The organism is Mesomycoplasma ovipneumoniae (genome assembly GCF_035918255.1).
Taxonomy (GTDB): domain Bacteria; phylum Bacillota_I; class Bacilli_A; order Mycoplasmatales; family Metamycoplasmataceae; genus Mesomycoplasma; species Mesomycoplasma ovipneumoniae_A.
Map to the genome: position 1 here is coordinate 30,479 of NZ_CP142136.1, position 12,004 is coordinate 42,482.

Here is a 12,004-nt window from a genome sequence, read left to right on the forward strand (position 1 = left end):
TTTTTTGGTAACATTTAGTTAAATGCTAAGAGAAGAAAATGTAATTGAGTTTATCGGTGTTTCAAAAAAATTTGGCAACTTTTTTGCTAATAAAAACATTAGCTTTAAAGTTAAAAAAAACACAATCCATGCACTAATTGGCGAAAATGGTGCCGGAAAATCGACACTTATGTCCACTCTTTTTGGAATTTATACACCAGATGAGGGGCAGATAAAAGTAAACGGAAAACAATCATTTATCGACAACCCTAATCGCGCAAGTGACTTGGGAATAGGAATGGTTCACCAACATTTTAAACTAGTTGATGCTTATACTAATTTTGAAAACATTATTTTAGGTCAGGAATTTGCCCATCGTGGTGTTCTAAATCGACAATCTGCCCGTCATAAAATAAAAAAAATACAAGAAATTTACAATATTGAATTTGATTTAGACCAAAAAACTGGCGATGCTTCTGTGGTTGTAAAACAGAAAATTGAAATTATAAAAATTTTATATCGAGACTCAGATATCTTAATTTTTGACGAGCCGACAGCAATTCTATCGCCTCAAGAAATTGATTCCTTTTTAGATATTTTAAGATTTTTTGTTAAAAATGGTAAAACAATAATTTTTATATCACATAAATTATCTGAAGTTAAACAAGTTGCAAATTCTGCGACCGTTTTACGTCATGGCGAAGTAGTTGCTAACTTTGATAGTCTCGAAAACATCAGTATTTCCGAGATGACTTCGGCAATGGTTGGTAAAAAAGTTGTTAGCTCAAAAAATTTACTTAAAAAAGATTTCACACAAGTGGGATTAAAAGTTGAAAATCTTAGCGCTTCTTTTGATAAAAAAATCGAAAATTTAAACTTTGAAATTCACAAAGGCGAAATTTTTGCAATTGCAGGTATCGAAGGTAGCGGTCAACTCGAAGTCGAACTTGCAATTTCAGGACTAATTCATTCAACAGGTAAAATTTTGGTTTATAACCAAAATAACGAACCTATAAACTTAGAAAATTCAAGTGTTTCTTCTCGTTTTGGTCTAATCTCTTATGTTCCTAGCGATCGCCATAAATACGGAATAGTTTTAGATTTACCAAATTTAGATAATTCAATAATAAGAAACATGAGAAATCAAAAATATGTTTCAAAAAAATATATAAAAACTCAAAAAGTTCAAGAATTATATGCTAAAATTGTTGAACTTTTTGATGTAAGAGGTGATAAAACTGGCCAAAAAAATTCCCGACTTTTATCTGGAGGTAACCAGCAAAAATTTGTTCTAGGACGCGAAATTTTAACTGATCACGAAGTACTTTTAATAGTTCAGCCAACTCGCGGACTTGATATAGGGGCAATAAATTTAGTTCATCAAAAAATTCTTGAAGAAAAAAGCAAAAATAAAACAATTTTACTCATTTCATACGAACTTGATGAAGTTTTAGCGCTAGCTGATACAATTTGCGTTATCAATAAAGGACAAATTTCTAAAAAATATTTTGCAAATGAAATTGATCGTTATAAAATAGGTAAACTAATGGCAGGTTTAAATCATGATTAAGAAAAAAATTAATTTTTCTATTTTTTATAATTTTTTATGAAAAAAATTAGAAAAAAACAATTCTAAAAGTTTATCTGAAAAAATTTTATCTACTTTTTGGGCAATTTTCTTTGGAATTTTAGTTTCATTTATTTTTATCTGATCATTTGGATACAATCCGCTTCAAGTTTATTATACTATTGTTTTTAAGATTGCTTTTGCTTGAAATGAAATCAGAAATTTGCTATTAATTACATCAATTTTCATTTTTGCTAGTATTGCAATTGCAATTCCTTTTAAATCGGGATTATTTAATATCGGTCTTCCAGCGCAAATGATGATCTCAGGGATAGTTTCCTTGATGATTGTTTTAAATTTAACATCAATTAATATTTATGCTCGGTTATTAATAGCCGCACTTTTAGGTATTTTAGTAAGCGGAATTCTGGGCGCGCTAGTTGGTGTTCTTAAATCTTATTTGAAAATAAATGAAGTTATTTCAACAATTTTATTAAATTGATTAATTTTTTTTATTGGTAAATTTTTCCTTACATCAACAAGTCTTGATATCGGATTTAAAACCACAACACTAACTTCACAAAGTATAAACGAGCTGTCATTTTTAACATCAATATTTTTAACCCGTAATTTTTCAATAATAATGTTATTTTTATCATTATTATTTGCATTTTTAATTTGGTTTGTTTTGCAAAAAACTTCAATTGGCCTTTCAATAAAAATTACTGGTCAAAATAAAGATGCTGCAAATTATGCCGGAATTAATAACAAAAAAACAACTATAGCAGTAATGACTTTTTCAGGAATTGTCGGCGGGATTGCCGGTTTTGCCTGGTATGTTTTTTACAGAAGATCCTTTACACTTCAGGCTGGAATGCCACGAGAAGGTTTTGATGCTATTTTATTAGCGCTTTTAGCCTTTAATTCACCTTTTGGAATAATTCCAATATCATTTTTTTACTCAGTTCTTCTAATTGGAACAAACGCACTTGAGGCTCATTCAATCGCTTTAAATCAACAAACAACACAAATTATTATTGGAATTATAGTGTATTTATCAGCTATATCCGTTATTTTCGTTCATTTTAAACCTCTAAAATGAACGATGAATGTTTGATACTTATCTAGGACAGGCCGATTTTTCAGTGCTAAAAATGCAAAAAATGCAAATATAAAGCCACCAACTTCTGCCTACAGTAATTTAAGTTTATTGCTCATAAAAGCTGAAAAAAAGGAAAAAATTAGGAATTTGCAAACAGAAATTACTAAATTTGAAAATATTAAGGCAGAACTTTTAACTTTATTTTTAGACCAAAAAGTAAATATTTTTTGAATTTACATAAAAATTCAAAAAACAAACATTAAACTTTTTCTACTAAAAAGAGCATACTTAAAAATTAAGAATTATGACAACGTCGCAATTTGAAAGCAAAAAAAGAGCGAATTAAAAAACAAATCTGGACTAGATTCTGCGCTTAAGTCGAAAAATGTTGAGGAAAAATTAGCCTTTTTTGAGCAAATTAACCAAAAAAGGCGTAAATTAAATATCGAACTAAATGAATTAGGTTATTTTGATGCTAAAAATAATTTTAACGCCTTTTGACAGCAACTTATTGAACATCACCTTCAGTTTCGTAGTCTAAAATCTGAAATCATTGAAAATTTTAAAGCAGACCAAAAAGCTAAAAAACCTTTAAAAACGGAGGAAAAATAATGACTTTAGAAACAATTATTCCAATTTTAGCGCTTTTCTTTGTTTTTTTCTCAATAATAACAACCGGATCTATAGCCGGACTTTATAGTGAAAAAGCTGGGGTTGTAAACATCGCAATTAACGGAGTTATGATTATTGGGGCTACAGTTTATGGTCTTTTTTCAATTCTCTTTGATGTTTCAAACATGGCGATGCAATTAATTTTAATCCCACTTGCAGCGCTTTTTTCAGGATTATTTTCGTTATTACATGGGTTTTTAACGATAAAACTGAAAGGAAATCATATTATCTCAGGTGTGGCGCTTAACATTTTGGCGCCAGCAATTGCATTTGCATTGCTTAAAATTTATGGAAACAGTAGTCGCTTTGAGTCTCCGGTAAATGAACTTGCTTTTGGTCCACATAGAACATTTTTAAACATTTTTTCACTAAAATTACTAATTGTAACAGCACTAATTTTTGTAACTTGGTTTGTTTTTTCCAAAACAAAATTTGGTCTTAGATTTTCGGCTGTTGGTGAAAATCCACACGCCGTTGCTGCAGCCGGAATTAATGTCAATAGAATGAAATGACTAGGAGTTTTTCTTTCAGGTTTAATTGCAGGAACCGCTGGTGCTTTTTATTTCCAGTATCTAGGATCTTCTTTTACAGGCGATGTTCAGGGGCTAGGATTTTTATCTTTAACAATTTTAATAATGGGCCGTTGAAAAATAATTTTAATTGTAATTTACAGCTTAATTTTTTCATTTTTATACACAATTTCAATTAGCTTAGCCGGAAATTTTGGTGACTTTTTAGCAATTATTGAAGCTGCACCATATTTAGTTACAATTTTAATTCTAGGTCTTACTTCAAGAAAAGATTTAGCGCCAAAAGCACTCGGAATACCTTATGACAAATCTTTAAAATAAATAATAATTTATAGTATAATTCTAACTCCTTATTAAAAAATAAAAATAGCTACTCACGAAAAAAATATTTCAAGGTTTTATTATGTACAAAAAATTTTTCGAAGGTATTATTGAAGTTATTACCGGCCCAATGTTTTCAGGAAAATCTGATGAACTAATCAAAAGAATAAAAATTCTAACTTATGCAAATATTAAGATTTTAGTAATAAAACCTTTAATTGACAACCGTTTTTCTGATTGTGAAATTGTTTCGCGTTCAGGTCTAAGAATTCCAACTTTTAGCGCTAAAACAACTCAAGAAATAAAAGATCTATTTGCAAAAGATAAATATGGAGCAATTGCAATTGACGAGATTCAATTTTTTTCCGAAGATATTATCCCCTTTTTGGATAAAATTGCAAACAAAGGAATTCGTGTGATTGTCAGCGGCCTTGACCAGGATTTTCGTCGTAAACCCTTTGGTGTTTTACCAAATTTAATGGCAATTGCCGAAAATGTCACTAAATTACAAGCAGTTTGTACAATTTGTAAGCGTGCCGCAACAACATCGGCCCGTCTTGTTAAATCAGAAAAACAAAACTTAATTGGTGATAGCGCCGAATACGAGGCGCGTTGTCGCGCCTGCCATAACCTATAAAAAAAAAAAAAAAATATTTTTTCTACTAATTCAAAATTTTGTGGTAAAATTATTTTTTGCTAGTGCAAGTGTAGTTTAATGGTAGAACTTCAGCCTTCCAAGCTGACTGTGAGGGTTCGATTCCCTTCACTTGCTCCATATCAGGTTGTCCAAATTCTCAAAAAAAGCGCGAAAGCGCTTTTTTTATTAACATTTTATACATTATTTTAAAAAAATAATGTATAATTTATAAAAGATTTAATTTCTTAAAAAAGGAACAAAATGGAAATAATTTCAGGAACAGTAATAGATAAACTTGGTTTTCATGCCCGCCCTGCTTCAAAAGTTGCAAAATTAGCGACAACATTCAAATCACAAATTAAAATCATATCTGGTGAAAAATCAGGTAATGCCAAATCAATTATGAACATAATGGCTCTTGGAATTAAAATGGGATCAAATTTTACCATTGAAGTTTCAGGTGAAGACGAAATTATAGCTGCAAAAGCGATCAAAGAATTAATTATTGCCGAAAAATTAATTCTTGAATAATTCAGAAAAACCCCACATAAAAAAACCGACGTTTTGTCGGTTTTTTTAATTTTTTTGACAGGTTTTGCTAAATTTTGTAAAAAACTATAAAAAAATATATTTTTCAATTATTTTCTAGCAAAACCTATAAAATAATGTAAAATTATGGTAATTAATTTGATTTTTTGCGTTATCAATTTATCAAATTAATTATTTTATATATACAAAAAAAAGAAAGGAGAAAAATGTCCATTTCACTTAAATCAGTTTTCAGTGAAAAAACAAGAAAGAGCACTAACAACTCTGGTGTTGGGAAAATGCGTAAAATTTTGTCCAAAATATCTGGCGCTTTTATGCTACCAATCTCAGTTATGTCCATTGCTGGTCTGTTCTTAGGAGTTGGTGCTGCGATTGCAAGTAATGCCTCATCCGCGTCACTTAAACAATTTGGGGACTTTATCCAAGCCCTAGGTGACCCTATTTTTGGCGGTTTACCGCTTTTATTTGCAATTGCCTTTGTTATTGCCTTTACTGATGACGCCGGTGTGGCTGTTTTTGCAACAGTAATCGGATATCTTGTTTTCTCAAGCATTCAATCAGTCTTTATTACTGATGTTGAAAATGGGGTTACTATTTTATTCTCTGGTGCAGGACGTGATCCAGCCGGATTAAAAAGCCTTGTTGGCGCTGCTCTCGGAATTAGGGCGCTTCAAACATCAGTTTTTGGAGGAATAGCTGTTGGACTTACTGTTCAATATCTATATAATCGCTTTCATACAATTGAATTACCACAAATGATTTCATTTTTTGGTGGTAAAAGATTTGTTGCATTAGTTACAATTCCAGTAATGGCACTTTTAGCTTTTGTTTTCCTAATTTTCTGACCATGAATAGGAATTGTACTTAACCTCTTTGGTGCCTCACTTGCAAAAGTTCCTTATGGATTTGAGTCATTTATCTTTGGTTACATCGAAAGATCATTAATTCCTTTTGGTCTACACCATGTTTTCTACGCGCCACTTTGATTTTCATCAGCCGGTGGAGACGCAGGTGCAACTATCACTGAATGAGCTCTTGGTCAAGGAATTGAAGTTGTTTCAAAGGCGGGTGACGGCGGTGGTTTCGAGGTAGTTGCTAAAGCACAAACAATTCCTGGTGATTCACTTAAAAATATTTTAATTGCCATCCGTGAAAATGGTGATAAATATGTTGGTGACTCAACAGCTTCACTTACTTTATTAGGAGCTCCTAACACAATAGATTATACCGTTGATGGCAAAGAATTTTCAATTCCATTATTTACCTTTTTAGAAAACCATGGTTTCAAAGTAGGTAGATTTGCTGACGGTAAATTCTCAGGAATGATGTTCGGTCTTCCAGCAGCAGCAGCGGCCATGATTATGGCAGCCCCAAAAGAAAATCGTAAAGTTGCCGCAGGAACTGTTATTCCAGCAGCAGCAACCTCATTTGTAACTGGTGTTACAGAACCGATTGAATTTACATTCCTATTCTTATCTCCACTACTTTTCTGAGGATTCCACGCATTTATGATGGCACTTTCCTTCATGTTTGCGAATTTAGCTGGAGTTCACATTCCAATGGCCTTCTCAGGCGGAGTTCTTGACCTTTTAATTTACGGAGCCGTTCCTGTCCAAAAAGGTACTAATTTCTGGTGAGTTTTAGTAGTAGGGCTTGCTTATGTACCAATTTACTACTTTGTTTTCCTTTTTGTTATCAAATGGAAAAACCTTGAAACTCCTGGAAGAGGAACAAATACCAAATTATTTACAAAATCTGATTATTTAGCACGTAAAGATAAATCAAAATCTGCCTCATCAGTTGACCCACAAGTTCTTGCGATCGTTGATGGATATGGTGGAATTGATAATATTACCAATTTTAATAATTGTGCATCACGTCTTCGTTATGACATTAAAGACTTATCACTTGTTGACGAACAAAAATTAAAAGCTGCCGGCGTTGTTGCTATAAAAGTTGAAGGACAACACCATGTTCAGGCAATTTTAGGTCCAATCGCTGAGCAAATGAATGCAAAAATTAATTCCCAACGTGATTTAATTAAAGCTCTGTCTCAAGACGAAATTGATGCAATTTTGAAAAACAAACCGGCTTAACCTATGCCAGAAAAAGTTGAAATGACTAAGTGCCAAAACAAAACTTGCCACTTGCCAGAAGAAATTTATTCTCCAGCAACAGGTGAATTAATTGAATTAGCACAAGTAAAAGACGGCGTATTTTCTGAAGAAAAATTAGGAAAAGGTTTTGCAATTCGTGTTGGAAACACCGGTAAAAAAGACATTTTTTCACCAATTAATGGTCAAATTAAAATGGTTTTTGCTACCAAACACGCAATTGGATTTGCTTCTAAAGATAATAAAACCCAAGTTTTAATTCACATCGGAATTGATACTGTCGAACTTCAAGGTAAAGGAATTGAGGTTTTTGTTGAAGCTGGCCAAGATATTAGTGTTGGAGATAAAGTTGCTAGTGTTGATCTTGATTATTTAACTCAATCAGAAATAAAAAACACCGATATTATCGTTGTTATTCTTCACGAGTCAGATAAAAAAGAATTCGAATTTAAAGTTCCTTTACAAAACATTGATCAACTCCCAATGCTAGTTGGTCAATCACTACCAGTCAAAAAACAATAAAATTGGTCTCTAAATTTTAGAATATTTTTGTAAAAAAACCGCGAAGTTAATCGCGGTTTCCCAAATTAAAAATATAAATGCAACACATACGTATTTTTAAAATCGCCGTTTGGCGATTTTTTTTTAAATGTTAAATCACCATGTTATCATTAAAAACCTCTAAAGCGGATTTTCAATTAAAAATTTCTCTAGGCATTGAGTTAATTTGACTGATTGTTTTTTGTAAATCATCATCACTGATTAGGTTGAAATCAAAACCTTTTGGATAAAACCTTCTAATTAATCCGTTGGCATGCTCATTAGAACCTCTTTGAAATGAAGCATATGGTTCTGCTTTATAAATTATTACTTTTAATCAATATGCCAATATTGCAATTTCCTCAAATTCAATTCCATTGTCGCAAGTGATAGTTTTGATATGTAAATTATTTTCATTTGCAAGATCTTTGATTGCTTTATTGATGGTTTTGGGATTTTTGTTTCGCACTTTTTTAGCAAATAATTTTCTAGTTTTTCTTTCTACTAGGGTTAGGATATTATCGTGTCCGCTAGCTTTTTTGCCAACTACTAAATCTAGCTCTCAATGTCCAAAATCTTGCCTTGAATCTATGGATTTATCACGTGCTCAAATGGGCTTTACATAACCTTCTGGAACTAATCTTTGCACGACATTTCTTGTTCTTTTTCCGCCTTTTTTGTAATATTTTCTGAGTCTGTCACTCCTAACTATTACCCATTTATTAGTTTTGATTCAGTTAAAAACGGTCTTTAAAGATGGTCTTTCAATGTTCGGAAAATTTTCAGCTATATAAAAATATGTTGCTTTAACTCCATGGACTTTTTTGTCATATTTTAGTGCAAAAATTTTGCTAAACTCCTCATATTTTCCTAACTCAACAAATTTAAAATAATACCTATGATAATATCTTTTTCGTCTTTTTGTTATTGCTAAATTAGCTTCATAAATTCCATATTCATTTAGATTTCTTTTAATTTCTCTTGAAACAGTTGAAGGCGAAACATTAAGTTGTTTAGCGATATATCTAATACTTTTATTGTTCTGCAATAAAAACTCAATTTTTACTAAATCTTCGAAACTAAAATGTTTAAATTTTCTTTTTTCCATGATGCTCCTAAATAAAAAAAAATGCAACAATAATATTATTATACTATATGTTGCATTTTTATCTTCTATTTAGGAAAACCGCGAAGTTAATCGCGGTTTTTACTTTAAATTAAATTTAGACTAAAATATACAATAATTTTCAATACTAAATTTATTAAGCGCCTTTTGTTAAAGTTTATTTCTATTTTCTTAAAGTCTAAGCAAATATCTGAGTTTGTCATTCGTTGGCAAAAATTCACTTTTTAGTGAGTATAAATATGCAAAAATGCTGTCAATAAGTGTTTTTAGCCGCTAAAATCTTAATTTTTATTAGTTTGTAATTAACCTTTTGCAAAAAAAAAAAAAAAAAATGTTTGGTCTAAATAAATTAGTAGAAAAATCTCAGACAATTAGTTTTTTACCTATGATTTTGATTGCACCACTTTTGTTAATTTTTTCTAGCATGTTCATTTTAAAAATTTTGGACAAATAATTTACCTTATATAAGAGCTTGGACTTTTATATGATAAGCAACTTTGAGGCCTTTCATTGTTATACCAATCAATAAATGAACTTATTTTTTGATAAGCGGTAGCCACATTTTCAAAATTTTGGCCCTCAATATTAAGCAATTCGCGTTGAAAAACTGCGTAAAAATATTCAATAGGGCGGTTTGCAAGGGCATTTCCTTTTGGTGACATTGATTGTTGGATACCATTTTGCTTTAAAAAATTAGCAAATTTGTAGTTCGCATATTCCACACCATGATCTGAATGGAAAAATTTTGGTTTAATATTATACTTTTTGATCGTTTCTTTTACTAAGTTTATAGTTTCTTCTGAAAATCTAGTTTTAGAAATTGAAAAATTTAGCAGGTAATTGGATTTTGTTTCAATAATTGAGTGTAGGTAAAATCATTCGTTGTTAATTTTGATAAATTTAATATCAGCAAACCATTTTTCACCAAAATTTTCTGAGCTAAATTCACCTTTGATATGATCTTCAGTCCAAATTCGCGTAAACTTTTTCTCTTTTGGCGCTGTTTTTCCTTGCCTTTTATAAGCTAGTGATTTTAATCCTAAAAATTCGTAGTGTTTTTGAAACACGTACGTGGATACATAATTTCCCTGATTTTTGTAAATATTATATAGGACGTCGCGCCCTTTAACTTTTCAATTTAAAATGAAATTTTCACGAATTCACTCAAGTAATTTTTCATCATAAATCATTTTCTTTGGTGGTTTTTTTACCCTTATTTTCTCATAAATCGAACTGCGATTAATATTGAAAACACTACAAATTCTAGTGGAATTTTCGATTTTGTTTTTATCTTTTTCTTGTTCTTGCTTTCGCTTTTTGAGCTCCTCAAGAACAATTGCGGGGTCAACCCCGTATCTTCTAAGAACATTCTCCATTATTTCTTGATAAATTTCACGATCGTTTTCAGAAAGATCGTTAATTGTATATTTCCTTTTTGGTTTACGCGGTGATTTGATTTTCCCACGAACACTTATCAAACTTTTCATATCATTATTATAAAACTTTTTTTGTCAATTTCTTATCAAATTATTAGCATATATATGCAACATTCATTCTTTATGTGCTTTTTTACTTTTTGATTTGCTTTTATAAATTTCTCTAAATTCTTCTGCAAATTGCAAAATTGCGTTTTTCAATCCTTTAGATTCGGCAATTTTGATGTATTTAAATTTGTCTTCAATTGTGAATTTGTATTGTTTCATTTTGACACATCTTTTTTTGAATGTGCCTGAAATTAATATACTAACTTAATGTTTGGTCTAAAATAAAATTGTGTTATATTAAACATCACTAAGAATGAATTAATAAATCGTTGATATTGAATTAAGGGGGAATTAGTTATGTTTTTGCCATAAAAAAATCAGAAAATGCGAATTTTTCATTATATTTTTAAATATGATGGAATGCCTTAAATTTGACCGTTTAGAAATCTACAAATTTATGGCTTTTAATTATTGTTCTTTCAAAACTTCATATGTTTTTTTAGGCTCAATTTAAATAAAAACGAGTTTTCTATTTACATTGAGTTTAAATAGTAGTTGTATTTTTTTATGTTTTTTGTTATTTTACCCATTAATTGATTTTTGCCGCTGTTTCAAACTAAAAAAGCAGTTTAAAAATTTCATAATTTTGCTTTTTAAGCTAAAATTATAGCTTTTTTAGTTTGTTTTATTTGATTAATGAGTAGATTTTTCATTCGTGAGTGTTAGATTTAAAATTCAGTGTTTTTGCCTTGATAGTTATTTTTCTTGAGTTTGCCAGTTTGGTGGTGTTCCTATTGACCCGAATATTTGAAATAGGTATGATTCTTACTTTTACTTCTTATTAAATCACTAATAAAAAAGGTAATTAACTTTTGCCAAAAAAGTTAAAAACGCCCAAAACTAAACCAGGACAAAAAAATTAATAGTTTAATATTATTTTAACATTATAGCATATTGCTGTGGTGTTTTTCAATTTAAAATTAATTAAATTCTATTGTTATTGTATCAAAATATATAATCTGCAATTATTTTTTTCAGATCTCCTAAAGTTATTTTACTGTAGTCTAACTCGTTTAAGCATTCACTTTTTATAATTGAAAATCAGTATTTAGCCTGCCTATTATCTAATGAATTTCCTACACGAGACAATAAAACAGTTCCTGCCATTTTATTTATTTTGTCAATATAGATTTTTGAAGTGTATTGACATTAGTATTCTCCTTTTTGTCGCATTTGAAAATTTAAAAAAGCTAACACTTTGGGTGTTAGCTTTCTCCTTAAACTCGGACAAAAATGCCATCACCCTAGTGTTAATTTTTTTGTCCTGGTTTACAATGGTTTTTTTGCTGCTTTATAATAAATTTTTATCAAAACATATTAACT

10 protein-coding genes and 1 tRNA gene are annotated in these 12,004 nt (G+C 30.2%); 8 read left to right on the top strand and 3 right to left on the bottom strand.

Features of this window, described 5'->3' with window-relative positions:
* The first annotated feature begins 22 nt into the window (after window positions 1-22).
* The 8 genes from U3G01_RS00130 to U3G01_RS00165 all read left to right on the top strand — a co-directional run bounded on the left by U3G01_RS00130 (window position 23) and on the right by U3G01_RS00165 (window position 7,993).
* The gene (locus tag U3G01_RS00130; RefSeq protein WP_326564842.1) at window positions 23-1,549 is read left to right on the top strand and encodes an ABC transporter ATP-binding protein; all 1,527 of its coding nucleotides are present in this window, start codon (window positions 23-25) and stop codon (window positions 1,547-1,549) included.
* The gene (locus U3G01_RS00135) at window positions 1,542-3,260 is read left to right on the top strand and encodes an ABC transporter permease (protein ID WP_255031030.1); all 1,719 of its coding nucleotides are present in this window, start codon (window positions 1,542-1,544) and stop codon (window positions 3,258-3,260) included. The genes U3G01_RS00130 and U3G01_RS00135 overlap by 8 nt, the downstream gene beginning before the upstream one ends.
* Window positions 3,260-4,171 (top strand): ABC transporter permease, encoded by a 912-nt coding sequence (locus U3G01_RS00140; RefSeq protein ID WP_010321029.1) that lies wholly within the window; start codon window positions 3,260-3,262, stop codon window positions 4,169-4,171. Before U3G01_RS00135 ends, U3G01_RS00140 begins: the two co-directional genes overlap by 1 nt.
* 82 nt (window positions 4,172-4,253) lie before the next feature.
* Window positions 4,254-4,808 carry a thymidine kinase gene (locus tag U3G01_RS00145; RefSeq protein ID WP_010321030.1) on the top strand — a complete coding sequence of 185 codons (555 nt, stop codon included), beginning with the start codon at window positions 4,254-4,256 and terminating at the stop codon, window positions 4,806-4,808.
* A gap of 64 nt (window positions 4,809-4,872) precedes the next feature.
* A tRNA-Gly gene (locus U3G01_RS00150) sits at window positions 4,873-4,946 on the top strand.
* 123 nt (window positions 4,947-5,069) lie between these two features.
* Window positions 5,070-5,339, top strand: a complete 270-nt coding sequence (locus U3G01_RS00155; RefSeq protein WP_069096525.1) for an HPr family phosphocarrier protein — start codon at window positions 5,070-5,072, stop codon at window positions 5,337-5,339.
* 224 nt (window positions 5,340-5,563) lie between these two features.
* Window positions 5,564-7,453 carry a PTS transporter subunit EIIC gene (locus tag U3G01_RS00160; RefSeq protein WP_326564843.1) on the top strand — a complete coding sequence of 630 codons (1,890 nt, stop codon included), beginning with the start codon at window positions 5,564-5,566 and terminating at the stop codon, window positions 7,451-7,453.
* 3 nt (window positions 7,454-7,456) lie between these two features.
* The gene (locus tag U3G01_RS00165) at window positions 7,457-7,993 is read left to right on the top strand and encodes a PTS glucose transporter subunit IIA (protein WP_326564844.1); all 537 of its coding nucleotides are present in this window, start codon (window positions 7,457-7,459) and stop codon (window positions 7,991-7,993) included.
* 130 nt (window positions 7,994-8,123) lie between these two features.
* Here U3G01_RS00165 and U3G01_RS00170 read toward each other — a convergent pair whose 3' ends face one another.
* From U3G01_RS00170 to U3G01_RS00180, 3 genes are all read right to left on the bottom strand, one after another.
* Window positions 8,124-9,119, bottom strand: a complete 996-nt coding sequence (locus tag U3G01_RS00170) for an IS30 family transposase (protein WP_255031028.1) — start codon at window positions 9,117-9,119, stop codon at window positions 8,124-8,126.
* A 473-nt stretch (window positions 9,120-9,592) separates the two neighbouring features.
* Entirely contained in the window at window positions 9,593-10,840 is a 1,248-nt protein-coding gene (locus tag U3G01_RS00175) for an IS3 family transposase (RefSeq protein ID WP_255031337.1), read from the bottom strand.
* Between the two features lie 765 nt (window positions 10,841-11,605).
* Window positions 11,606-11,788 (bottom strand): IS3 family transposase, encoded by a 183-nt coding sequence (locus U3G01_RS00180; RefSeq protein ID WP_255030826.1) that lies wholly within the window; start codon window positions 11,786-11,788, stop codon window positions 11,606-11,608.
* Between the last annotated feature and the right edge of the window lie 216 nt (window positions 11,789-12,004).